Below are 23,769 nucleotides of genomic sequence, written 5' to 3' on the forward strand. Positions count from 1 at the left end.
GGTCGCCTCTCGTGATCGAGCCACCGACCCGTACGGCGACGCCGCAGCGCGAGCTGGAGCCAGCAGAGCGTCACCCAGAGGCTCCGGTGCCAGGCACGGTCCTACCGTCGCACTACGAGAACTGCGTGGCCTGTGGTCCGGCGCACCCGACTGGTCTGCGGCTGGTCACGACGGCAGGCCCCGGCGTGAGCGTCACCGCCGAGTTCACCGTGACCAAGGAGCACCAGGGCGCACCCGGGCTTGCGCACGGCGGCGTACTGGCTACTGCCATGGACGAGACGCTCGGTGGGCTCTCCTGGCTACTTCGACGACCGATGGTCACCGGACGGCTGGAGACCGACTACATCCGGCCGGTCCCGGTCGGAGCCACCCTGTACCTCAGAGCGCTGTGCCTCGGCTTCGACGGCCGGCGGATGTACGCGAACGCCACTGCACGGCTGGGTGGTCCGGACGGGAGCATCGCGTTACGGGCGAACGCGGTGTTCGTTGTAGTCCCGCCGAAGCATTTCGTCGAGCACGGCACCGACATGACCGCTGAGAACGTCCACGACTACGAGGTGAACCCATGACCGAGGTACTGATCCAGCGGCTCGACCCGGAGCTCGCAGTACCGGCGTACGCACATCCTGGTGACGCCGGTGCGGACCTGGTGACCACGACCGACGTCACGCTGAAGCCGGGGGAGCGGGCGCTGGTCGGTACCGGCATCGCGATCGCCTTGCAGGACGGGTACGCCGCGTTCGTGCACCCCCGCTCCGGACTGGCCGCGAAGCACGGCGTCACACTCGTCAACGCGCCGGGCACGGTCGATGCGGGCTACCGTGGCGAGATCAAGGTGTGCCTGATCAACACCGACACCTCGGCCGAGGTCACGCTGCGCCGCGGCGACCGGATCGCCCAGTTGGTGATCCAGCGGGTCGAGAAGGCCAGGTTCGTCGAGGTGGCGACTTTGCCGGGTTCGGCCCGGGGTACCGGTGGGCACGGATCGACCGGTGGATTTGGTGATGTGACACGCTGACCGGGTGCACTCCGTTGACCTGCGGAGTGCGCGAGACTACGGCGGCCGTGACTAGGCGCCCGTGGATATGACTGACGATCGAGGAAGTAGGCAAGCGCAGTGATCTTCCGCCGCAAGGCCAAGAACGACGAGGCCGAGACGACTGGTGGTTTCTTCGGCGACGACGAGGCGACGGCCGAGGAGACCGGCGCTGAATCCGGCTCCGGGGAGCCGCGGGGCGAAGGGCCGTTCGACTCCAACGAGGTGGACCCGGCGATCCTGACCGCCGAGGACCGGATCGACCTGGGCGCGCTGGTGATCACCGGGATGCCCGGGATGGAGCTGCGGTTGCAGGTCGACGAGGCCAGCGGCGACGTCCAGGCGGTTCTGCTGGTGCTGGAGGACTCCGCACTGGAGTTGCGCGCCTTCGCGGCACCGAAGACCTCGGGCATCTGGGCCGAGGTACGCCGGGAGATCGCCGCCGAGGCGACTCGGATGGGCGGCACCGCGTCGGAGACCGAGGGCCCGTTCGGGACCGAGCTCGTCCTCGTCGTACCGGTCGAGGACCCCGAGGGGCAGATCTTCAGCCAGACCTCGCGGGTCATCGGTATCGACGGGCCGCGCTGGCTGCTGCGCGCGACCGTGCTGGGTCGTGCCGCGGTCGAGCCCGACGCCGCTCCGCCGATGGAGCAGTCGCTGCGCAACGTCGTCGTCGTCCGGGGCAGCGAGCCGATGGCGCCGCGCGAATCGCTGGCCCTGCGGCTGCCCGCCGGCGCCCAGCCGGTGGACGAGGAAGAGGCCTGATCCGAGATGTCCGGATACCGGCCGAGCACGGTCACGAGCGGATTACACTGGGCCCATGGGTAGCGACAAACCCGCGGGGCTGTGGAAGCGCGCCTTCCGGGGCCTTGCCGGAGACCGGGACGAGCAAGACGCTGAGGTACTGAAGGACTACGCGTCCGGCTGTGGCGCACGGTCCATCACCGGCTGCCGTGACCGCGAGATGGTCACGCTGTACGGGACGCTGCGGACGATCACCTTCAGCCCGCGCGGCGGCGTACCGGCTCTCGAAGGAGAGCTGTACGACGGCACCGGCACGGTGAAGCTGATCTGGCTCGGTCGGCGCAAGATCGCCGGGATCCACCCGGGATCGGAACTGATCGCGTCCGGGCGGATCGGTGTCGTGGACGGGGACCGGGTGATGTTCAACCCGAGGTACGAACTCCGTCCCGCGGCAGCCCATGGCTGAGCCCAGCAGCCGCCGGCACGACGGCCTCGACGAGGACCTGGACGAGAAACTGGTTGAGATCCTCAAGCCGGAGCTCGAGGCAGCCGAGTCGGTGCTGACCGACGAGTCGTCTTCGTCGGACGCGCCTGCAGCCGAGCCGCGGGTGGCTCGGCCGGCGACAACGGACAAGGACTTCTTCCACGCACTCGGTGGCTGGGGTGCTCTGCTCGACATCGGCCTGCCGTGGATCGCGTTCCTGATCGTCTACGGTGCCAGCGACCACAACCTGAAGCTCGCGCTGATCGTGGCCGTCGCCTCGGGTGCCGCAGTCGCACTGCTCCGCCTGCTGCGCCGCCAACCGCTGCGTAACGTGGCGGGCGGTTTCGTGGGCGTCCTGATCTCGGCTTGGGTCGCCAACCGCAGTGGCCGCGCCGAAGACGTCTACCTGCCGGGCTTGCTGGTCAACCTCGGCTACGGCGCTCTGTACCTGCTGACCGTCGTCTTCCGCTGGCCGTTGTTCGGCGTCCTGTACGGCGTGATCACGCAAACCGGGACCGCCTGGCGCCGAGACCCAGCCATGCTCCGCGGCTTCAGCCGAGCCACCCTGGTCTTCGTAGGCCTCTTCGCCGTCCGGCTGATCGTCCAGGTGCCGTTGTACCTGACCCACAGCCTGAACGCCCTGGGCATCGCCAAGGTCGGTCTCGGTCTCCCGTTCTACGCCCTCGCCCTCTGGCTGGCCTACGCAGTGCTCCGCGGCTCACTCCCCGCCGACAAGTGGGACGAAGCCCGCGACCACGTAACCCACCTCCTCCGAGGCGGCAAGAAGTAGCCCGTACCTGCAGCCAGGCAGTGGTGCCGCTTCCGGCTTCGTCGCCCGCTTGGTGGATGACGACAAAGGGGCGGATTGGGGACTACTGCCTGGCTGGCGGTACGGCTGTGGATAGACGGCTCTGCGCCAAGCGGAAAGACGACATCCTTGACCCATGCACGACATCGTCGGGATCCTGCAGCGGTCGGGTGGTGGCGCGACCTTCGCCGAACTCCGCAGCCTGGTACCGGCCAGCGCGATCCGCCGTTCCCTTACGCTCGGACAGATCACGCGGGTTTCGAAAGGGGTGTATGCCCTGCCGGACGGTCCCTCAGCTCTGGCGGTTGCGAAGGCGAACGGCGGTGTCCTGTCGCACGAGAGCGCTGCGCTTCACCACGGGCTGACGGTGGTGACGAGGCCGCTGATCCCGCATGTGACGATCGGCCGCAAGTTGGCCAAGCGCAAGACCGACCTCGACTGCATCTTGCACTGGGCTGAGCTTCCCCCGGGCTCCGAGGAATCCCAGTCGAAGGCGACCGATTCGCTTCGTACGGTGCTCGACTGCGCGCGGCGGCTACCGTTCGGCGAGGCGCTCGCGGTGGCGGACTCGGCGATTCGGCTGCGGAAGGTCGACCGGCAGGCGCTCGTCGCCGCGGCCGAAGCGCTGAGGGGACCCGGTCGGCCGGCTGCGATCCGCGTCTGCAGCCTGGCCGACGGCCGAGCCGCGTCCGCCCTGGAATCGATGTTGCGCTCGCGTGTGATCGACGCGGGCGTCTCCGGATTCATTCCGCAGTACGAGGTACGCGGGCGCGCGTTCTTCGCTCGCGTCGACCTGGGCAACCCGTTGCTCCGAATCGCCATCGAAGCGGACAGCTTTGCTCACCACGCGACGCGCGATTCCCTTCGCCGGGACTGCCGTCGCTACACCTCCCTCGCAGCCGAGGGCTGGCTCCTCCTGCGCTACTCCTGGGAGGACGTGATGCTCGATGACGCGTGGGTCGGTGACTCGCTCGGCCGCACGATCTCCGGCTCGCGGGCCTTTCTCCGGCCCGCCGCCTGAGGCTGGGCTGGCTGGAGAGCCGTACCTCCAGCCAGGCAGAGCACACCCAACAAGGCCTCTGCTCCGCGTGGCGCAGCCGCCGAACCCACGATAACCCGACGTACTGCCTGTCTGGGGGTACTGATCCCCCCAGCCCTGCCCTCGGTATCAGTCTCGGCGGTGGTGCGGGGAGAGCATGTCCTCGAGTTGTTCCTCGGTTTCGTCGGCGGCTACGAAGAGGAGTTCGTCGTTGAGTTCGAGGGTGCCCTCGGGGTCGGGGCGCAGGACGCGCCCTTCGCGGATGATGGTGACGAGGGCGGTGTCGACCGGCCAGTCGATGTCGCCGACGCGCAGGCCGATCATCGGCGAGTCCTCGGGCAGGGTGAGCTCGACGAGGTTGGCGTCGCCCTGGCGGAAGGTGAACAGCCGGACCAGGTCACCGACCGAGACGGCCTCCTCCACCAGCGCCGACATGATCCGCGGCGTGGAGACCGAGACGTCCACACCCCAGGCCTCGTTGAACATCCACTCGTTCCGGGGATGGTTGACCCGGGCAACGGTCCGCGGTACGCCGAACTCCGTCTTCGCCAGCAGCGACACGACCAGGTTGGTCTTGTCGTCGCCGGTGCTCGCGATCGCCACCTGACACCGTTGCAGCGCGGCCTCCTCTAGCGAAGACAGTTCGCAGGCATCGGCGAGCAGCCACTCGGCGCGCGGTACGGACTCGGCCTTGATCGCGCGCGGGTCCTTGTCGATCAGGAGTACTTCGTGGCCGTTCTCCAGGAGTTCGGCGGCGATCGACCGTCCGACGTTCCCGGCGCCGGCGATGGCTACCCGCATCACAGCTCCTCAGGCTTGGCGCCGAGCTGGGACTCGATCGCGGCGGCTTCCCGTTCCAGCATGACGATGTGCACCAGATCACCCTCCTGGATGACCGTGTCCGCCTTGGGCAGCAGCCCTTCGCCGAGCCGGGTCAGGAACGCGACCCGGCTGTTGGTCGCCTTCTCGATGTCGAGCGCGACGCGGCCGACCCAGTCCGGGTGCACGTGCACCTCGGCGAGCCGGACGGTGGCCGACGGGTCGCGCCACTCGGGCTCCGAACCGCTCGGCAGCAGCCGGCGGACCATCTGGTCGACCGTCCACTTGACCGTGCCGACCGTGGGGATGCCGAGCCGCTGGTAGACCTCGGCGCGGCCCGGGTCGTAGATCCGGGCGACGACGTTCTCGACGCCGAAGTTCTCCCGGGCGACACGCGCGGCGAGGATGTTGGAGTTGTCACCGTTCGAGACGGCCGCGAACGCCTCGGCGTCCTCGATCCCGGCCTCGATCAGTACTTCGCGGTCGAACCCCATCCCGGTGATCGTGCGGCCGGAGAAGTTCGGGCTCAGCCGGCGGAACGAGTCCGCGGACTGGTCGATGATCGAGACGGTGTGGCTACGCTTCTCCAGGGTCCGGGCGAGTGTCGACCCGACTCGTCCGCAGCCCATGATGACGACGTGCACTCTGTGATCACTCCTTGCCCTTCACAGGGCCGCTGGCATCGGGTTCGGCAGGGATAGACGCTACACCGGACCGGGCGTGGCTCTAACATCACCGGTGTGACTCCCGCTCTAGGCGACATCGGTAAACGCATCCTCATCGGGCGCAAGCTGCGCAGTACGCAGCTCGGCGAGACGTTGCTCCCGAAGAAGATCGCACTCCCCGTGTTCGCCAGTGACGCTCTGTCGTCCGTCGCCTACGCTCCGGACGAGATCTTCCTGACCCTGTCGGTGGCCGGACTGGCCGCCTACAGCTTCTCCTGGAAGATCGGCCTGCTGGTCGTCTTCGTGATGCTGGTCGTGGTCGCCTCGTACCGGCAGAACGTGCACGCGTACCCGTCCGGCGGCGGTGACTACGAGGTCGCCACCGTGAACGTCGGGCCGACCGCAGGGCTGACCGTGGCGAGCGCGCTGATGGTCGACTACGTGCTGACCGTGGCCGTGTCGATCTCCTCGGGCGTGCAGAACGCGAAGTCGGCGCTGCCGTTCCTGGCAGGCCACGAAGCTCCGCTGGCGGTCGGCCTGGTGCTGGTGCTGACGGCGCTGAACCTGCGTGGCGTCCGGGAATCCGGCGCGCTCTTCGCGATTCCGACGTACATCTTCATGGCGTCGATCATCGGGATGGCGATCTGGGGCTTCATCCGGCTCTCGGCCGGGACCCTGCCGATGGCCGACAGCGCCCAGTTCCAGATCCGGCCCGAGCCGGGGCACGAGCTGTTCGGCGGTATCGCGGGCGCCTTCCTGCTGGCCCGTGCCTTCTCGTCCGGCTGTGCCGCGCTGACCGGTGTCGAGGCGATCAGCAACGGCGTACCGGCGTTCCGCAAGCCGAAGAGCAAGAACGCCGCGACCACGCTGCTGCTGCTCGGCACGATCGCCGTCACGATGCTGATGAGCATCCTGTTCCTGGCCAGCAAGATCAAACTCCGGTACGCCGAGGATCCGGCCACCCAGTTGCTGCGCGACGGCCAGCCGGTGGGGGACAGCTACACGCAGAAGACGGTGATCGGCCAGATCGGCGATTCGGTGTTCTCCAACTTCCCGCCCGCGTTCTACCTGGTGATCGGCGCGACGATGCTGATCCTGGTGCTCGCGGCGAACACGGCGTTCAACGGCTTCCCGGTGCTGGCGTCGATCCTGGCCAAGGACGGCTACCTGCCCAAGCAGTTGCACACCCGTGGCGACCGGCTTGCCTACAGCAACGGCATCATCCTGCTCGCTCTGTGTGCCGTCGGCCTGATCGTTGCCTTCGACGCCGAGGTGACCAAGCTGATCCAGCTCTACATCGTCGGGGTGTTCGTCTCGTTCACGCTGAGTCAGTTCGGGATGATCCGGCACTGGACCCGGCATCTGAAGACCGAGACCGACGGCGCCAAACGGGCGCAGATGATGCGGTCCCGGGTGATCAACGCGGTCGGCCTGACCATGACCGGGATCGTGCTGGTGATCGTGCTGATCACCAAGTTCACCCACGGGGCCTACATCGCGATCATCGCGATGGCCGTGCTGTTCCTGTTGATGAAGGGCATCCGGCGCCACTACGACACTGTCGGCCGGGAGATGGCGGTGGACGCCAGCGATCAGCTGATGCTGCCTGCGCGGGTGCACGCCATCGTGCTCGTCTCCAAGCTGCACAAGCCGACGCTGCGCGCACTGGCGTTCGCCAAGGCCGCCCGGCCGTACATGCTCGAGGCAGTCACGGTGGACGTCGACCGTGACGAGTCGGAGGCGCTACAGGCCGACTGGGACGCCCGCGACATCCCGGTGCCGCTGAAGCGGCTGGCCTCGCCGTACCGGGAGATCACCCGGCCGATCGTGCAGTACGTCCGCGACATCCGGCGGCAGTCGCCGCGGGACGTGGTGATGGTCTACATCCCGGAGTACGTGGTCGGGCACTGGTGGGAGCACATCCTGCACAACCAGTCCGCGCTGCGGCTCAAGGGGCGGCTCTTGTTCACACCTGGTGTGATGGTTACGTCCGTGCCGTACCAGCTGATCTCGTCCCAGGCAGCCGAGGAACGGCAGGACCGTGAGGAACGGGTAGCCGGCCAAGTACGGCGCGGCGCGCGCAAGAGTTCGGGAGATCGGTGACGGACGACAGCCTTGTCGGGACGGTACTGGAGCTGGAAGTAGGCCCAGTGGCCCACGGTGGCCACTGTGTCGCGCGGTACGAGGGCCAGGTGGTCTTCGTACGTCATGCACTTCCCGGTGAGCTGGTGCACGCCCGTGTGACCGCGCAGACCAGCAAGTATCTGCACGCGGACGCGGTGACGGTGCTCACGCCGTCGCCACACAGAATCGAGCCACCCTGCCCGTACGCCGGTCCGGGGCTCTGCGGCGGCTGCGACTTCCAGCACGCCAACATCGTGGAGCAACGCCGGCTGAAGGCGACCGTGGTGTCCGACACCCTGCGGCGGATCGGCGGTATCGAGCGCAACATCGTGATGGAGTCACCCGGCGACGACGGCCTCGGCTGGCGGACCAGGATGCGGTACGCCGTGGTCAACGGCCGGCCGGGCATGTACGCGCACCGCTCGCACGACCTCATCCCCATCGATCGGTGCCTGATCGCCCATGAGGACACGCCGGCCGTACTGGACAAGCTGTGGCCGGAGACCTCGTCAGTGCAGGCAGTGGTGTCGTCGGAGGGCAAGAAGGCGGTACTGACCGACCAGGACTCTGCTGGGCGAGTCGTAGAGGTCGTGCACAACCGGAGGTTCCGGGTCGAGGCCGGTGGGTTCTGGCAGGTGCACCCGGCCGCGCCGACAACGCTGGTCGACGCAGTACTGGCTGGGCTCGAGCCGGTCGAAGGGGAGACCGCACTGGACCTGTACTCCGGAGTGGGGCTGTTCGCTGCCTTCCTGGCTGAGGCGGGCTGCTCAGTGCTCGCTGTGGAAGGCGACCGGGAAGCTGTGAAGAACGCGCGTCGCAATCTCCACGACCTGCCTGCTGTGACCCTCGAACAGGGTGATGTGAAGAAGGTGCTCAACGTGGCCGTCGGCAAGGGACTGGAGTCGGTGGACCTCGTAGTACTGGATCCGCCGCGCACTGGTGCCGGAGAGGCCGTCGTACGGCGTATTGCGGACCTCACGCCTCGCCGGGTCGCCTACGTGGCGTGTGACCCGGCTGCGCTGGCGCGCGACCTGAAGACGTTCGGGAAGCTCGGGTACGGGATCAGCTCGCTGCGGGCCTTCGACCTGTTCGGGATGACCCATCACATAGAGTGCGTAGCCGTACTCGAGCCGCGATCGGGTGCCACTGGTTAGTGTCGGTCGGCTCGGGTACCGTTCAGGGCTGGATTGACCCCTTCTTGACCCTGAGCAGGATTGGTACCTCGATGCCGCTCGTCGACCTGGACGACCCAGCCGAGCTGCGCGCCCGTTGGAGCGCCCTCGCTGCGGTCGCCCATGCCACCGGGTTCGACCGCCGCTGGTACGCCGATGACAACGGCTGGTACCACCAGGACGAGACCGGATCCGACCTGCGGATGGTCCGGCTGGACGGGGCGCGGGCGGTCCTGTTCGGGTTCCACACGCAGCACAGCCGCACCGGGGGTTCCGACCTGCTCGCCGGTTCGCCGGAGTGGATCGGTCAGCCCGAGGTGAAGCGGCGGATGGCCGCTGGGCAGCTCGGGTTCGTGTACGGAAGCTTCAACGGGACCTGGGCGCGCGCGGCGTACCCGGGCGATCCGTGGCAGCCACTGGACGACGGGTTCGCGCCGATCGCCTCGTGGCTGACCTCAGATGAAGAGGCTGCGCGGGAACTGGTCGAGTGGGCTGCGGAGTGGGCCGACTATCTCGGTGGGCTCGACGAACTGCTGCCGGTCGGGGTCGCGCTCATCCGTACGGCGGGGTCGTCGGGGCTGACGGGTGAGGTGCTGCGCGATCTGTTCGAGCGGCTCGGGATCGGGCCGCGCTCGCCACAGGATCCCGATCTGGGCGCTGGGTTGGTGGCCGCGGCACAGTTCGGCGAGGGCGTGGTCGCGGCGGGGGCGATCGAAAGCCTTGGTCGTACGGGGCGGATGTCGGCCGGCTACAGCTCGTCGTACGGCGAGTCGGCCGGGTACGCGCAGGCGCCGCCGAACGGCGGGTCGGGCGGGTATGCCCAGGCGCAGTCGTACGGCGAGCCGGGCGGCCAGGCGCCGTCGTATAGCGAGCCGGTTGGGTACGCCGAGGGTCCGTCGTATGGCGAGTCGGTCGGGTACGAGTATGGGGAGCCTGCGGGGGCTGAGGAGACGACTGGGGTTGTCGAGGCGGTCGACGACGACGCGGCGGAGGAAGAGCTGTTCGTCGTACCGCCGGGGGTCAGCCCGTTCACCGGGCAGCTGATCGACGGCGACCAGTTGATCGGCGAACCGTTCATCCCCGAGCCGCCGATCACGCCGGAACCGCCGTTTCCGGCCGAGCCGCCGGTGCGACCGGAACCACCCTTCACCCCCGACCCACCGCCGTACCAGCCGCAGCCCGAACCGGAGCCGGAGCCGCGTCGCGATGCGGACAGCTACGGCGTCACCGGGAAGAAGCGCCGCTTCGGCCGGAAGAAGAAGCACGAGGAGAACGACGCCCTCGAGGTCCTTGGGTTGGTCGGGCCGGCGGAGTACGACGACCAGCCGGAGCCGCAGGGCGGGCCGGTCGACCAGCAGCAGGGGTACGGCCCCGCCGCCCCGCAGTACGGGCAGGCGGCGCCGGAACAGCCGCAGTACGCGCAGTCTCAGTACGGGCAGGCGTCGTATGGGCGGGAGCAGTACGGGGCGGACCAGTACGACGACGGGCAGGATGCTTCGCCGGAGCAGTACTTGGGCGATCGGCGGCTGCCGTCGGCCGAACCGCCGCGAGTGGGTGGGCCGGTGGAGGACGGGGAGGACTTCTACGCAAGCCTGTTCGTCGACGCTCCCGCCGCTGCGTCGTACACGCCGGACGTTCCCACGGACGTTGCCGCGGACTGGTCAGCCGACGCACCTAGCCCGTTCATACCCCTCACCAACATTCCGCCGTCGCCTTCCGACGACACCGGCGTCATCGCACCTGTCGCCGAAACCGACGCCTCGGTAGCCGGTCCGGAAGATACGCCCAGCAACCCTGCTGAAGTTCCCGATGACGCTGAGGCTACGGATGACGACGCGCCGACGGCCGAGATCGCGGCGGTGATCGACGAGGTCGAGCCGCCGGTCGCCGTCGAGGCAACGGTCAACGACCGCACCGAGCCCGTCGAGCAATTAGACGCCGACGCCGAAGACGCGCTCGACCCGCGGTCAACGCGCGACGGCGCGGACGCGCTGGATCCGCGGGCGACGGTCGACGGCGGGGACGCGCTCGACCCGCTGGCAACTCGCGACGGCGAGGACGCGCTGGATCCGCTGGCAACGCTCGACGGCGAGGATGCGCTGGATCCGCGGGCAACTCGCGACGGCGAAGATGCGCTGGATCCGCTGGCAAGGCGCGAAGGCGCGGACGCGCTCGACCCGCTGGCAACTCGCGACGGCGAAGATGCGCTGGCAACGCGCGACGGCGCGGACGCGGTCGACCCGCTGGCAACTCGCGCCGGCGAAGATGCGCTGGATCCGCGGGCAACGCGCGACGACGCGGATGCGCTGGATCCGGGGGCAACAGGCGACGGCGAGGACGCGCCAGACCACCTTGAAACGGGCGACGGCGAGGACGCACCGGAGCGGCTGGAAGCGGCGCACGACGAGGAACGGCCCGGTCGCCGGGGAACGGGCGCCGACCCGGCCGACCTGGAGGGCGCGGGCGACGTGCAGGGCGCGGGCGACGTGCAGGGCGCGGGCGACGGCGCCGATGTGGTGGTTGTGGGGGATGGGGACGACACGGCTGCGTTGCAGGCTGTGGGTGAGGATGATGTCGAGAAGGAGTACTACCCGACGGACGTCTCGCCGTTCGCGGTTGGTGGTCGGACGGCGGAGGATGACGGCTACGGGCACGGGTTGCCGCTGCTGACCAATGGGTTCCGGCCGATCGATCCGGCGGACCTGCAGCCGGGGGAGCACGGGTACGAGCTCGGTGGTGAGGTCTTCCACGACGAACTCATCGGCGACGGCGACTGGACCGCCGACCAACTCGGCGACCTCCAACCACCCGCACCCCCAGAAGTCGACGCGCCGGATACCGCCGCGCCAGAGCCTGAATCGCCGGAAACCACCGCGGCGGAAGCCACCGCGCCGGAGAACGCCGGCCGGGACGACGCCGTGCGGGACGACGCCGTGCGGGAGATCGCCGGACGGGAGGTCGGTGCACGGGAGAACGCCGCGCGGCAGACCGACCCGTCGGAAGCCGCCGCGCGGGAGATCGGCGCGCCGGAGATCGCCGGGCGGGACAACGCCGCGCCGTACAGCGCCGCGCAGCAGACCGACCCGTCGGAAGCCGCCGCGCGGGAGATCGCCGCGCCGGACAGCGCCGCGCGGCAGACCGACCCGTCGGAAGCCGCAGCGCCGGAGACCAGCGCACCAGAGATCACCGTGCCGGAGACCGGCGCACCACAGACCGGCGCAGCGGAGACCGGTGCGCCGGAGACCGGCTCATCGGGAAGCGACGCGTTGGAGATCGCCTCACTCGAGGCTGCCCCGTGGGAGTCGGAGGGGTTTGCCGATGCTGAGGTGACCGCGCAGATCGAGGCCGTGCGTGACGACGAAGCCGGCGGGTTGGCCGACGGAGCTCAGGAGTCGTTCGAGGCGGAGCAGGTGTACGGGTCGGCCGACGGCGGGCGGGCGCGGGACGAGCGGCTGGAAGCTGAGGGGGACTTCGAGAGCGAGCAGACCAAGGGCCGGCAGGCTGAAGCTCAAGTTGACGATGAGTCTGTCGGGTTGCCGCTCGCTTCGTTGCCACCTGAAGCCGAGACGGCTGAAAGCGTGCCGGTTGAGGTGCCGGAGCGGTTGGTGGCGCCGCCGGCGAGTTCTGGCGGGATGGCGATACCGGGGCTCGGGCTCGTCGGGGCGGATGCGCCGAAGGTGGAGCCGTTGCCGGGGTCGATCGAGGAGGCGATGCGGTCGGAGTACGAGCGTCCGCGTCCCCGGCCGAAGGAGTCCCCGGCGCTGGTCGCGTTGCGCGAGTGGTGCCGGGCGCGGACGAAGATCGTGCCGTCCGGGTTCACGATCCAGGTGCAGGTGCTCGATCCAGCCCGTCCGTCGTACCGGTTCGATCTCGAACCGCCCGAGGTGGACGACCCGGAGTACGGCGCTGACCGGCTCGCCGAGTTGCTCGGCGATCTCTGGCTCGCGGAGTCGCAGAGTGAGCAGGGTGCTTGGCTGTTCGCGCGCCTGGATGCCGCCGGCCGGACGCTGCGGATCGACCGCTGGTACGACCAGGTGCCCGAGTGGTGGGACCACCCGATCGAGCAGCGGCTCGACGTCGACGGCCTGGTCCGGCGGCTGAACGGACGCGGGCCCGACTGGCAACCGTCGTACCTGGAGAAGCTGTACACAGCGGCGAGATAGCGTTGTCCGCATGTTGCTCAGGATCTTCACCGAACCCCAGCAAGGCGCCTCGTACGACGATCTGCTCGCGGTAGCGCGGAAGACGGAGGAGTGCGGATTCGACGCGTTCTTCCGGTCCGACCACTACCTCGCGATGGGCGATGGGGACGGGCTGCCCGGCCCGACCGACGCCTGGATCACGCTCGCCGGACTCGCCCGCGAGACGCAGCGGATCAAGCTCGGCACCTTGGTCAGCCCCGTGACGTTTCGCCATCCCGGCGTCCTCGCGATCACGGTCGCGCAGGTCGACCAGATGAGCGGCGGTCGCGCCGAACTCGGGCTCGGCGCCGGCTGGTTCGAGTCCGAGCACGCGGCGTACGGGCTCGACTTCCCCGACACGCCCGGCCGGTTCGACCTGCTGTCGGAGCAACTCGAGGTGATCACCGGGCTGTGGGACACGCCGGTGGGGGAGAAGTACGACTTCGACGGCAAGCACTATCAATTGAAGGACTCCCCGGCTCTCCCAAAGCCCGTCCAGCAACCGCACCCCCCGATCATCGTCGGTGGCGGCGGCAAGAAGCGCACACCGGAGCTGACCGCGAAGTACGCCGCCGAGTTCAACGCCGGCTTCTCCTCGGTCGAGGAGACCGCGACGCGCTTCACCCGCGTCCGCGAGGCTTGCGAGGCGATCGGGCGGGACCCCGAGACGCTGGTCCTGTCGACCGCGCACACCGTTGTCGTCGGCAAGGATGACGCCGAGGTCAAGCGCCGCGCAGCCGTGATCGGCCGCGACCCGCAGAACCCAGGCGATGGCTCGATCGTCGGTACGCCGGCAGAGGTCGTCGACCACCTGGGCCGCCTGGCAGCAGCCGGCTCGTCCCGCCAGTACGTCCAGATCCTCGACCTCGCCGACCTGGACCACCTCGACCTCATCGCCACAGAAGTCCTACCCCAGGTCAGCTGAGACCGGTGCGCGCCGCATCACGGTTGCGGTGACCGCGAAGAGGCCGGCGCACACACCCAGCGCAACGGGCAAAGTGACGAGAGTCGCGATGAGAGCAATGCCCAGACCGCAGGTCACCTCGCCCAGGTACTCGGCCTGGGCGAGGAACGAATGAACGGTCGCGCGTACCTCGCTGGTTGTCCGTGAATTGACCCAGATGACGCCGATGATCCGGGTCAGTGGCACGGCGATGCCGGAGACGAGGAGCAGGCAGGTGCTCGCGGCAACCGAGTCGGGCGCGAAGGCGAGGCCGATCATGCCGACCCCGCCAACCGCCGCGGCAACGGCGTACGAGACAGCCGCGTGCGGCCCGTCGACACGCCTCGCCACGAGGCGTAGTGCGACCGCACCGATGAGCAGGGCGACGACGCCGAGGCCGGTAAGCCAGATGACGGGATCGACGCGGGTGGGCAGTCCCAGATCGAGTAGTTGCTTGGGAGCGAGCCGGCCGGCCGCGTCGGAGGCGCCGTTGATCAGGAATGTGGCCAGGAAGATGCGCAGGATCGCGGGGCTCCGGCGTACCAGTGCGAGACCGCGTTGGAAGATCGACCAGGAGGTCGACCACCGTGCGGTCCGGAGCGGCACGAAGTGCTCCTCGCTGAACCGGACGATCACGTAGCAAGTGAGCAGCAGCATGGCCGAGCCGGCGAGGATGATCACCAGATCGCGCCGGGTGGCCCAGGCCAGTACGCCGATCCCGAGCAGCCCGGTCGCCGAACCGGTCAGCTCGGCCCGAGCCGCCCTCGACAACACCGCCGAGATGCGTCCCGCCGACCTGCCGTCCGGCAACCCTGCCGGGCCGGTCAGTTCGTCGGTGATCCAGGCGACGTCTGCGCCGCTGGCGAAGGTCCATGACACGCCCCACAGCACCTGTGTCGCCACCAGAAGCGGGAACGACGTCACCAGGCCGGTCGCCAGCATCGCCGTACCCATCAAGAGCTGCGACACCACCAGTGACCATTTGCGGCTGATGGTGTCCGCCAATACACCGGCGGGGACTTCGCAGACGAGCGCGAAGATCCCTTGGGCGGATCCGATCAGGACGAGCTGTGCTGCGGTCAGGCCGGCGTCGACGACCAGATACACACTGGTGACGAGCCACCAGCCGCGATGGAGGAGTGCCCGCATCCAGGTCCAGTGGACGAAGGCGGCCACGAGATCGTCGTCGTACCGCACAAGGCAGTTCACCAACGCGGGCGAGGTGGGGCAACACGATTTCCCGCAGTGGCCGGGATTCCCAGAGGTGACTCGATGTCGTGTATCTTGATGTCGAGAGAGTTTGTGGGAGAGGTTAGGGCTACCTGATCTTTCGGCCGGGCCGAGGGCTCGGCAGGATGGGCTCAGCGGACACGGACCGGATAGAGGAGCAGGTTGATGGCCAGCGTCGACAGCTTCGGTGCCAAGGGTGCACTCGAAGTCAACGGTAAGTCGTACGAGATCTTCAGGTTGGCGGGGATCGAGGGCGCGGAGACGCTGCCCTACTCGCTCAAGGTGCTGCTCGAGAACCTGCTGCGCACCGAGGACGGCGCGAACATCACCGCCGAGCACATCACCAAGCTCGGCAACTGGGATGCGAATGCGGCGCCCGACACCGAGATCCAGTTCACCCCGGCCCGGGTGATCATGCAGGACTTCACCGGGGTGCCGTGTGTCGTCGACCTGGCCACCATGCGCGAGGCGGTCGCCGAGCTCGGCGGTGACCCGACCAAGATCAACCCGCTGGCGCCGGCCGAGCTGGTCATCGACCACTCGGTCATCATCGACGTCTTCGGCCGCCAGGACGCCTTCGAGCGCAACGTCGAGCTGGAGTACGAGCGCAACCGCGAGCGGTACCAGTTCCTGCGCTGGGGCCAGACGGCGTTCGACGAGTTCAAGGTCGTCCCGCCGGGCACCGGCATCGTGCACCAGGTGAACATCGAGCACCTCGCCCGGACCGTCATGGTCCGTAACGGCCAGGCGTACCCGGACACCTGCGTCGGCACCGACTCCCACACCACGATGGTCAACGGCCTGGGCGTGCTGGGCTGGGGCGTCGGCGGTATCGAGGCCGAGGCCGCGATGCTTGGCCAGCCGGTGAGCATGCTGATCCCGAAGGTCGTCGGCTTCAAGCTGACCGGTTCGGTGCCGGCCGGCGCGACCGCGACCGACGTCGTACTGACCATCACCCAGATGCTGCGCAAGCACGGTGTGGTCGGCAAGTTCGTCGAGTTCTACGGCGACGGTGTCGCGGCCGTGCCGCTGGCCAACCGGGCGACGATCGGCAACATGAGCCCGGAGTTCGGCTCCACCTGCGCGATCTTCCCGATCGACGACGTGACCCTGGAGTACCTCCGGCTCACCGGCCGCGGTGACGACGAGGTCGCGCTGGTCGAGGCCTACGCCAAGGAGCAGGGCCTGTGGCACAACGCCGACGTCGAGCCGCGCTTCTCGGAGTACCTGGAGCTTGACCTGTCGACGGTCGTCCCGTCGATCGCCGGCCCGAAGCGGCCGCAGGACCGGGTCGCGCTGAGCGAGGCCAAGGAAGGCTTCCGTGGCGCGCTGGTCGACTACGCGACCGAAGAGCTGGAGGTGGACCCGTCCGAACTCGGCAGCTTCCCGGCCAGTGACGCCCCGAACGGCCACGGCGACACCGACGACGAGCCGCACGTTCCGCACGGCCCGGGCGGCGCCGGCCGCCCGTCGAAGAAGACCAAGATCAGCCTCGACGGCCAAGAGGTCGAGCTCGACCACGGCCATGTCGTGATCGCCAGCATCACCTCCTGCACCAACACCTCGAACCCGTCCGTCATGCTCGCCGCCGCGCTGCTGGCGAAGAAGGCGGTCGACAAGGGCCTGACCAGCAAGCCGTGGGTCAAGACCTCGCTGGCACCGGGCTCGAAGGTCGTCACCGACTACTACGAGAAGGCCGGCGTCACGCCGTACCTCGAGAAGCTCGGCTTCCACCTGGTCGGGTACGGCTGCACCACCTGCATCGGCAACTCGGGCCCGCTGCCCGAGGCCGTCTCGGCCGGTGTCCAGGAAGCCGATCTGGCCGTCGTCTCGGTGCTGTCCGGCAACCGGAACTTCGAGGGCCGGATCAACCCCGACGTCAAGATGAACTACCTGGCGAGCCCGCCGCTGGTGATCGCCTACGCGCTGGCCGGGACGATGGACTTCGACTTCGAGACCGATGCCCTGGGCAAGGACACGGACGGCAACGACGTGTTCCTGCGCGACATCTGGCCGACCGCCGAGGAGGTCGAGTCGACCATCGCGACCTCGATCAACAAGGAGATGTTCGCCAAGGACTACGCCGACGTGTTCGCCGGTGACGAGCGCTGGCAGTCGCTGCCGACGCCGGAGGGCAAGACGTTCGACTGGGATGCCGACTCGACGTACGTGCGCAAGCCTCCGTACTTCGACGGGATGGCCAAGGAGCCGTCGCCGGTGACCGACATCGCCGGTGCGCGGGTGCTGGCGAAGCTGGGCGACTCGGTTACCACCGACCACATCTCGCCGGCCGGTTCGATCAAGGCTGACAGCCCGGCCGGCAAGTACCTGGCCGAGCACGGCGTGGACCGCAAGGACTTCAACTCGTACGGGTCGCGGCGCGGCAACCACGAGGTGATGATCCGCGGTACGTTCGCCAACATCCGGCTGCGCAACCAGATCGCCCCCGGCACCGAGGGCGGTTTCACCCGCGACTTCACCAAGGACGACGCGCCGGTCACCTCGATCTACGACGCTGCTCAGTCGTACGCCGAATCCGGTACGCCACTGGTGATCCTGGCCGGTAAGGAGTACGGCTCCGGTTCGTCACGCGACTGGGCCGCGAAGGGCACCGCGCTGCTCGGGGCGAAGGCGGTCATCACCGAGTCCTTCGAGCGGATCCACCGGTCGAACCTGATCGGCATGGGCGTCCTGCCGCTGCAGTTCCCCGAGGGCGAGAACGCGGAGTCGCTCGGCCTGACCGGCGAGGAGACCTTCGACATCAGCGGCGTCACCGCCCTGAACGACGGCACGATCCCGCGCACGGTGAAGGTCAAGGTCACCGGCACGGACGGTTCGACGAAGGAGTTCGACGCCGTCGTACGGATCGACACCCCCGGCGAGGCCGACTACTACCGCAACGGCGGCATCCTGCAGTACGTACTGCGCTCGCTCATCGCGAGCTAGTCGATCCCGAAAGGCCGGCCCAGGATTCCTGGGCCGGCCTTTCGCGTGTTCAGCAGCCGATGCCCTGCATGTACTTGGTCGGGTCCTGGTTCTTGGCGATCATGTCCCCGAGTTGCTGGAAGACCTGGGGGAAGGCGCCCTGGGTGGACATCTCCTTGAACACCTTCCAGGAGCGGCTGCCTTGCATGGCGGTGACGGCCTGCTTCATCCGGGCCTGGTCGCCGGCATCGTGAGCGACGATCCACTGGTGGACCCACGCGCAGCCGACCGCGCCGGTCACGCGTGCGCCGAGCTGGTAGCGGTCGATGAGGGTGTTCTTGTAGAGAGGTTCCTTGTCGAAGCCGGCCGGCAGCGTGATGTCGGTCAGCATCTGGTCGACCGCGGCGCGGGTCCGGGTAGGCATCACCGCAGTGTCCGGCATGGCGCTCAACCAGGTGTTGACGTCGACCTGGCGCAGTTTCGCGAGCACCTCGCGGTACGCCTGCTCGGAGCCCAGGTCGGCGCGGATCTGCATGAAATTCGGGCCCTTCGGGGGCAGCATCGTGTTGAAGTCGGTCCCCCTGAGCTTGAACAGTGTGGCCGGCTGCCCGAGCACCTTGATCGGTTGGTGGGATTCGCCGGCCGAAGAAGACCCGAAGTAGGTCTGGTAGTCCTTGGCAGGCTCCCAGTCGAGCTCGATCTCCAACTTGCCGTTGGTGAACCTCGTCATCCCGGATTCCGGCTTGATCTCGTCGATGGCGGTCAGCTTCCAGGCGGGATCGTCGATCAGGAGTCGTTGGTTGGCCTCGGCAACTGCCACTGCCTCGGCGGCGAAGGCCGACGGTGGAGCCGCCGGGTTGCCGCGAGGGAAGAGCGCGCCGGTGACGGCGACGGCTACCGCGACGGCGGCCGCGGCTGCGGCGATCAGGGACACGCGTCGGCGGCGGTTCGGTCGCAGTACTGACGGTGCTGGTGCGGGTGCGGTGGTGGTCAAGATGTCCTCCAACAGCTCGGACTCGGCGCCGGCGGTCGGCAGCTGCCGGACCGCCTCGGTGCCGATCGGGTTGGCCCGCGCGATCAGCTGGTCGAACTCATGATCGTTCATCGCTCCTCCTGAGCTGGTCGGGCTAGCTGGTCGTCCCGTACATGTCCGCGATCCTCGAAGGCGTCTCCGAGCAACTTCTTCAGCCGCGACCGGGCCCGATGCAACCTGGTTCGCACCACACGTGCCGGTACGCCGAGGACGACCGCCGCCTCCTTCGGGTCCAGGTCCTCCCAACTGGTCAACCTGATCAGCTCGCGATCGGTGTCGCTCAGTTGGTCCATCGCCTGCCGGACGGCCGTTTGCGAGTCGACCAGCTCGGTCAGGTCCGAGGTGGCCTCCCGGAGCCGCAGCCGGAGTCGCTCGCCGAGGCGATCGCGCCGGAGCACGCCGCGTCGATGGTTGGCGAGCACGCGCCGCGCGACGCCGTACAGCCAGAGCCGGGCGGTGCCGTCGACCGGTACTTCGTCGACGCGTCGCCAGGCGACGAGCATGGTTTCGGCGACCACGTCCGCGGCGTCGTCGGGGGAGCCCGACCGGCGCAAGGCGTAACCGAGGAGTTCGCGGAAGTGGCTCTCGAAGAGTTCGCGAAACCTGGCTTCGAGTTCGCGGAACCGGGCTTCGTCGGCGGGGACGAGACGAAGCGGCACACGATCCTCCGGGACCGCATGCAGGGTGGCCGGGCTTGGGGGACTCGGCGTACTGGTCATATCCCGTCCATGTCCGGGAGTATGCGCGGCGTCTCAGGTCAGTTCGCGAAAAGTGTCCGTGGGCCGGGTTTTACTGAGGCCATGGCTGACAAGGACCGGGAGCACCCGCGCGAGGTGATTCTTGCGGCGTGTGCTGAGCACGGTGAGGACACGGTGATCGACTGGTGTGTCGCGTTCCTGACCGGTGAGATCTCGGGCGAGGACGCGTTCGGTCGCGAGTTGCCCAAGCTGGTCGCGATCACCGGGAGTGAGAATCCGGGCGGGTGGGCGCATCCGGTCGATCCGGTGAACTACTACTGGGTGCGGGTGTGGGCGGCCCGGGCGTTCCTCTACATCTGGCGTGACGACGTGGTGGAGGCGCTGCTCGTCGCGGCGGATGATCCGGCTTGGCGGGTGCGGGAGCACGTCGCGCGCATCACGGCTCAACGCGAGCTCGGGCAATTGGTGGACTCGCTGTTGCCGATGCTCGCGCACGAGCTGCCACGAGTCCGGGCAAGCGCAGTACGGGCGGTGGGTGCGGCGGGGGAGTACGAGCACGCCGCGGCGCTGGAAGAGTTGCAGGACGACCCTGACCCCACTGTGCGAGCCGCCGTCGAGCGCGCCCTGCAGCGATTGGAGGACCGACTGGACAGGGACGTGCGCTAAGGGCAGGTGGACCCCGGCCAACCGACCGGAGCCCACCCGACTGATCACAACCTGCCTCGGGCACTCCGCCCGGAGGCGAAGCGCCCGAGGTGGCTCGGGAGTTGTCGGCTCAAGAGCCGAGGGTGTTGAGCTTCTCCAGCAGCAGGGTTTGCTGGGCTAGCTGGGCGTTCGTGGAGGCAGGGTTGAGGCGGATCGACTCGGCCTTCGTCATCACCTGGCCGAAGGTACTGTCCGGCCTGAGATCCAGGTTGGTGTCGACCGGGCTGCCCAGGTCGAACGAGCCGTCGGCGAAGTTCAGCCAGGCTGTCAGCGCCTGCCGGTCGAACTCGGCCTTCGGGTTCAGCAGCTGGAGGTTGAGTACGGCGTTCGCCTTGGCCATCGTCGAGACGTCCTTCACCTCGGAGAAGACAGGACTCATGTGCTGGACCACCTGCAGGTAGCAATTGATCGTGCTCACCGGCAGATCGACCGGCGGGATCCGCAGCCCGGGGCGAGTCTGCAGGAACCACAACGGCGCGATCCTGGTCAGGTGCGCGTTACCGGTGACGATCACCTTCGCGGCATCGGCGCCCGTCCCGCCGTCGTCGTCCCGCGCGCCGAACCCGACGTCGTAGCTGCACGCCGACCCGAAGGTGTGGGCCTTGGTGTCCGTCACGTCCCGCGGTTGCAGGCTCGGGCTGGTCGCCGGGTCGGTTCCCGGCGGGTTGACCAGATAGTTCGTCGTCACGTCTGGCGCAGGTGCTCCGTCGCCCCAGTTCCAGCTCAGCGCGAGATCGTCGCTACCCGGATCGGTCGACCGGCCGGCGAAGTTGACCGGCTGCCCGCTGTGCGCGATGAAGGTCGGTACGCCGTTCACCACCTGCGCGCCCGACTCGTCGATCGTGGCCGTGGGAGCGACGTTGGTGACCTGGAGCGGGAAGGACGCCGTACCGGTACCGCCGTCGTCGTCGGTCACCTCGACTCCGACGGTGAAGGACCCGTTGTCGCCGTACGCCTGGTTCCCGGTCACCTCCCCGCGATCCGCTGGCGGCCCATCGTGCGTGAGCAGCAGCGAACCTGTGGACGGCGCCCCGAATCCCCAGTCGAGCGATGACGTGTACGTGTCACCCCACCCGGGATCGGTGAACGATGCCTTGGTAGCGAGCACCGACCCCTCGGTGATCGTCTTCACCTGGGCCGGATCGATGGTGACGACCGGTGCGACGTTGCTGACCTGTACTGCGAACGAGGCCGAGCTGGACCCACCGTCGTCGTCAGCCACCGTCACCTTGACGGTGTAGCTGCCGTTGTCGGCGTACTCGTGGCTGCCCGTGACTTCACCGCGATCGACCGGTGGTCCCTCGACAGTCGGATTCGGACTGACCGAACTCGTGCTGCCGTCGCCCCACTCGACCGTTGCCGAGTAGGTGTCGGTCCAGCCTGGATCGGAGAAGGCCGCCTTCACAGTGAAGGTGCTGCCTTCAGACGCTGTTGTCAGTTGCCCCGCGTCGATGGTGACGGTCGGCGCCACGTTCGCCACGGTCACGTGGAAGGTCGTGGTCGCGGTCTCGCCCTTGTCGTCGGTAGCCGTGATCGTGACGTCGCCGCTCTGGCCCGGTCCGTCGTCGGTGCCGAGACTCCAGGTCCATCGGCCGCCGCCGACGTTCGTGACCACGCCACTGGAGGCGGTCAACGTGACGGCTCGGCCCTCGGGATCGCTGAAGCCACCGCTGTTGGTGGCGGTCGTTCCCTCGTTGACGTCGACAGTGCCATGGTCCGCTGTGATGGTCGGCGGATTGTTGCCCTGCTGCAAGGCGGCCAGCAGGTCGATGCGCGGAGTGGTGGCATTCGTCGTACCGCTGGTCGGGTAGGTGATGTCCACACCGGTGTCGCGCAGGTAGCCGAGCAGGGTGGCTGCGGTGGCCGTCGGGTAGGCGCTCCGGAGCGCCGCGATGGCACCGGCGACGTGGGGCGCGGCCATCGACGTACCGTCGAGGGAGGCCCAGGCATCGTCGGGGACCGACGACCGGATCGACGTACCGGGGGCGAACAGGTCGAGCAGCGGTCCGCGGTTGGAGTAGCTCGCGGGCGAGTCGACATCGTTGCCGGAGGCATCGGCACTGATCGCGCCGACGGTGACGGCGGTGGAGATGCAGCCCGGTGAGCCGACGCCGGCCGGATGCGACTCGTTGCCGGCCGAGATCGTCGTCGTGATGCCCACCGAGAGCAGCAGGTCGATCGGCGCCTTGTCCATGCTGCTGTCACAGTTGGTGGTGTTGTTGCTGGTGTCGCCGCCGCTCAGATTCGCCGAGGCGATGGTGAAGCTGTTGCGCAGGTCGTAGATGCGCTGCATGCCCTTGATGAAGTCGGAGTCGAAGAACTGTACGCAGGGCGAGCCGCCGGTGCAGCCGCTGTTGACCCGGTGGTAGATCTGGATCGCGATGATGTTCGCGCCCGGCGCGACTCCGTTGCCTGGGGCACCGGTCACGCCGGCTCCGTTGCCGGCCGCGATCCCGGCGACGTGGCTGCCGTGCCGGCAGATGTTGGTGGTTCCGTTCAAGCACTGCGCGGTCTCGGCATCGGCTGCCCCGGCGCCGGTCTGGGTGTCGGTGCCGTTGGGGCAGAGCGAGGCCTGGGTCTTGGCGTCACTCACGCTGGAGTAGCAGGCCTCGGACACGATCCGGCCGGCGAAGAACGGATGGTCCCGATCGATGCCGGTGTCGAGGATCGCCACCGTCTGGCCGCTGCCGGTGAAGCCGAGTTGCTGGACCTTGTCGGCGTGGATGAACGGGATGCTGGACGCCAGCGTCGGTGAGCCGACCTTGTCTTCCTGGATCGACACCACGTCCGGATCAGTCGCCAGCTCCTGGATCGCCTGCTCGTCCGCGTTGAGCGCGAGCAGCGGGAACGAGCTGTAGGTCTGGTTCTGCTCGACGGTGCCCTGATCGATGTTGTCGAGGACCGCCTGCTTGTCCGCGAGCCGGTCGACCCGGACGATCACCCGGGCCGATCCCTGCTGCTCGGCCGTCGCCATCAACTGGCGTTCCCCGGCATCAGGACCGGGCGATGCCTGTACTGCGGCCGGTACGGCGACCTGGTCCGCGGCCGGTAGAGCGCCCTGCGCAGCCGCGGGTAGTTGTGTCGTCGCGGCGGCCAAGGTGACCAAGGCCAGCGCGCCGGCAGCGAACAGTCTTCGGACTTTCATGGTGGATCCCCCCTGGGA

General features: G+C 68.4%; 18 protein-coding genes. 12 read left to right on the forward strand and 6 right to left on the reverse strand.

Going from position 1 to position 23,769, the window contains the following annotated elements:
- The first annotated feature begins 11 nt into the window (after nt 1–11).
- From DIZ26_RS35000 to DIZ26_RS35025, 6 genes are all read left to right on the forward strand, one after another.
- Nucleotides 12–569: a PaaI family thioesterase gene (locus tag DIZ26_RS35000; protein WP_198676442.1), complete on the forward strand. Its 558-nt coding sequence runs from the start codon at nt 12–14 to the stop codon at nt 567–569.
- A complete protein-coding gene (gene dut, locus DIZ26_RS35005) occupies nt 566–1,018 on the forward strand; it encodes a dUTP diphosphatase (protein WP_112248857.1) in 453 nt (150 codons plus the stop codon). The genes DIZ26_RS35000 and dut overlap by 4 nt, the downstream gene beginning before the upstream one ends.
- A 99-nt stretch (nt 1,019–1,117) precedes the next feature.
- Nucleotides 1,118–1,801, forward strand: a complete 684-nt coding sequence (locus tag DIZ26_RS35010) for a DUF3710 domain-containing protein (protein WP_112248858.1) — start codon at nt 1,118–1,120, stop codon at nt 1,799–1,801.
- A gap of 55 nt (nt 1,802–1,856) precedes the next feature.
- Nucleotides 1,857–2,246: an OB-fold nucleic acid binding domain-containing protein gene (locus DIZ26_RS35015; RefSeq protein WP_112248859.1), complete on the forward strand. Its 390-nt coding sequence runs from the start codon at nt 1,857–1,859 to the stop codon at nt 2,244–2,246.
- Nucleotides 2,239–3,054 (forward strand): DUF3159 domain-containing protein, encoded by an 816-nt coding sequence (locus tag DIZ26_RS35020; RefSeq protein WP_112248860.1) that lies wholly within the window; start codon nt 2,239–2,241, stop codon nt 3,052–3,054. Before DIZ26_RS35015 ends, DIZ26_RS35020 begins: the two co-directional genes overlap by 8 nt.
- Nucleotides 3,055–3,208: 154 nt before the next feature.
- Complete coding sequence (locus DIZ26_RS35025; protein WP_112248861.1) at nt 3,209–4,093, forward strand: hypothetical protein; 885 nt, start codon at nt 3,209–3,211, stop codon at nt 4,091–4,093.
- Nucleotides 4,094–4,240: 147 nt separating this feature from the next.
- Here the strand turns inward: DIZ26_RS35025 and DIZ26_RS35030 are convergent, their stop codons facing one another.
- Nucleotides 4,241–4,912, reverse strand: coding sequence for a potassium channel family protein (locus DIZ26_RS35030; protein WP_112248862.1), 672 nt, complete (start codon nt 4,910–4,912; stop codon nt 4,241–4,243).
- Nucleotides 4,912–5,574 carry a potassium channel family protein gene (locus DIZ26_RS35035; RefSeq protein WP_112248863.1) on the reverse strand — a complete coding sequence of 221 codons (663 nt, stop codon included), beginning with the start codon at nt 5,572–5,574 and terminating at the stop codon, nt 4,912–4,914. Before DIZ26_RS35035 ends, DIZ26_RS35030 begins: the two co-directional genes overlap by 1 nt.
- Nucleotides 5,575–5,670: 96 nt before the next feature.
- On the opposite strand from DIZ26_RS35035, the gene DIZ26_RS35040 reads away from it, so the two are divergent.
- The 4 genes from DIZ26_RS35040 (at nt 5,671) to DIZ26_RS35065 (ending at nt 13,997) form a co-directional block, all read left to right on the forward strand.
- The gene (locus DIZ26_RS35040) at nt 5,671–7,698 is read left to right on the forward strand and encodes an APC family permease (protein WP_112248864.1); all 2,028 of its coding nucleotides are present in this window, start codon (nt 5,671–5,673) and stop codon (nt 7,696–7,698) included.
- Nucleotides 7,695–8,873, forward strand: coding sequence for a class I SAM-dependent RNA methyltransferase (locus DIZ26_RS35045; RefSeq protein WP_112248865.1), 1,179 nt, complete (start codon nt 7,695–7,697; stop codon nt 8,871–8,873). The genes DIZ26_RS35040 and DIZ26_RS35045 overlap by 4 nt, the downstream gene beginning before the upstream one ends.
- Before the next feature lie 71 nt (nt 8,874–8,944).
- Nucleotides 8,945–13,054 carry a hypothetical protein gene (locus tag DIZ26_RS37695; RefSeq protein ID WP_157979920.1) on the forward strand — a complete coding sequence of 1,370 codons (4,110 nt, stop codon included), beginning with the start codon at nt 8,945–8,947 and terminating at the stop codon, nt 13,052–13,054.
- A gap of 10 nt (nt 13,055–13,064) precedes the next feature.
- Nucleotides 13,065–13,997 (forward strand): LLM class F420-dependent oxidoreductase, encoded by a 933-nt coding sequence (locus tag DIZ26_RS35065; protein WP_112248868.1) that lies wholly within the window; start codon nt 13,065–13,067, stop codon nt 13,995–13,997.
- On the opposite strand, the gene DIZ26_RS35070 is transcribed toward DIZ26_RS35065, so the two are convergent.
- Nucleotides 13,980–15,212 carry an MFS transporter gene (locus tag DIZ26_RS35070; protein ID WP_232828874.1) on the reverse strand — a complete coding sequence of 411 codons (1,233 nt, stop codon included), beginning with the start codon at nt 15,210–15,212 and terminating at the stop codon, nt 13,980–13,982. The two genes, DIZ26_RS35065 and DIZ26_RS35070, sit on opposite strands and share 18 nt — an antisense overlap.
- A 198-nt stretch (nt 15,213–15,410) precedes the next feature.
- On the opposite strand from DIZ26_RS35070, the gene acnA reads away from it, so the two are divergent.
- Nucleotides 15,411–18,191 carry an aconitate hydratase AcnA gene (acnA, locus tag DIZ26_RS35075; RefSeq protein ID WP_112248870.1) on the forward strand — a complete coding sequence of 927 codons (2,781 nt, stop codon included), beginning with the start codon at nt 15,411–15,413 and terminating at the stop codon, nt 18,189–18,191.
- A gap of 49 nt (nt 18,192–18,240) precedes the next feature.
- On the opposite strand, the gene DIZ26_RS35080 is transcribed toward acnA, so the two are convergent.
- Together DIZ26_RS35080 and DIZ26_RS35085 are read right to left on the reverse strand one after the other, a co-directional pair.
- Nucleotides 18,241–19,275 carry a hypothetical protein gene (locus DIZ26_RS35080; RefSeq protein WP_112248871.1) on the reverse strand — a complete coding sequence of 345 codons (1,035 nt, stop codon included), beginning with the start codon at nt 19,273–19,275 and terminating at the stop codon, nt 18,241–18,243.
- Nucleotides 19,272–19,862 carry an RNA polymerase sigma factor gene (locus tag DIZ26_RS35085; RefSeq protein WP_232828876.1) on the reverse strand — a complete coding sequence of 197 codons (591 nt, stop codon included), beginning with the start codon at nt 19,860–19,862 and terminating at the stop codon, nt 19,272–19,274. The genes DIZ26_RS35080 and DIZ26_RS35085 overlap by 4 nt, the downstream gene beginning before the upstream one ends.
- A 141-nt stretch (nt 19,863–20,003) precedes the next feature.
- Between DIZ26_RS35085 and DIZ26_RS35090 the strand changes: the two genes are divergently transcribed.
- Nucleotides 20,004–20,567, forward strand: a complete 564-nt coding sequence (locus DIZ26_RS35090; protein WP_112248873.1) for a HEAT repeat domain-containing protein — start codon at nt 20,004–20,006, stop codon at nt 20,565–20,567.
- Nucleotides 20,568–20,676: 109 nt separating this feature from the next.
- Here the strand turns inward: DIZ26_RS35090 and DIZ26_RS35095 are convergent, their stop codons facing one another.
- Nucleotides 20,677–23,751, reverse strand: coding sequence for a S8 family peptidase (locus DIZ26_RS35095; protein WP_112248874.1), 3,075 nt, complete (start codon nt 23,749–23,751; stop codon nt 20,677–20,679).
- Nucleotides 23,752–23,769 lie beyond the last annotated feature (18 nt).

Source organism: Kribbella monticola (assembly GCF_003261635.1).
GTDB classification, from domain to species: domain Bacteria; phylum Actinomycetota; class Actinomycetes; order Propionibacteriales; family Kribbellaceae; genus Kribbella; species Kribbella monticola.

Coding starts and splice junctions, on each gene's coding strand:
- dut (WP_112248857.1), top strand. CDS start 566: ATGACCGAGGTACTGATCCAGCGGCTCGACCCGGAGCTCGCAGTACCG.
- DIZ26_RS35015 (WP_112248859.1), top strand. CDS start 1,857: ATGGGTAGCGACAAACCCGCGGGGCTGTGGAAGCGCGCCTTCCGGGGC.
- DIZ26_RS35020 (WP_112248860.1), top strand. CDS start 2,239: ATGGCTGAGCCCAGCAGCCGCCGGCACGACGGCCTCGACGAGGACCTG.
- DIZ26_RS35025 (WP_112248861.1), top strand. CDS start 3,209: ATGCACGACATCGTCGGGATCCTGCAGCGGTCGGGTGGTGGCGCGACC.
- DIZ26_RS35030 (WP_112248862.1), bottom strand. CDS start 4,912: ATGCGGGTAGCCATCGCCGGCGCCGGGAACGTCGGACGGTCGATCGCC.
- DIZ26_RS37695 (WP_157979920.1), top strand. CDS start 8,945: ATGCCGCTCGTCGACCTGGACGACCCAGCCGAGCTGCGCGCCCGTTGG.
- DIZ26_RS35065 (WP_112248868.1), top strand. CDS start 13,065: ATGTTGCTCAGGATCTTCACCGAACCCCAGCAAGGCGCCTCGTACGAC.
- acnA (WP_112248870.1), top strand. CDS start 15,411: ATGGCCAGCGTCGACAGCTTCGGTGCCAAGGGTGCACTCGAAGTCAAC.
- DIZ26_RS35080 (WP_112248871.1), bottom strand. CDS start 19,275: ATGAACGATCATGAGTTCGACCAGCTGATCGCGCGGGCCAACCCGATC.
- DIZ26_RS35090 (WP_112248873.1), top strand. CDS start 20,004: ATGGCTGACAAGGACCGGGAGCACCCGCGCGAGGTGATTCTTGCGGCG.
- DIZ26_RS35095 (WP_112248874.1), bottom strand. CDS start 23,751: ATGAAAGTCCGAAGACTGTTCGCTGCCGGCGCGCTGGCCTTGGTCACC.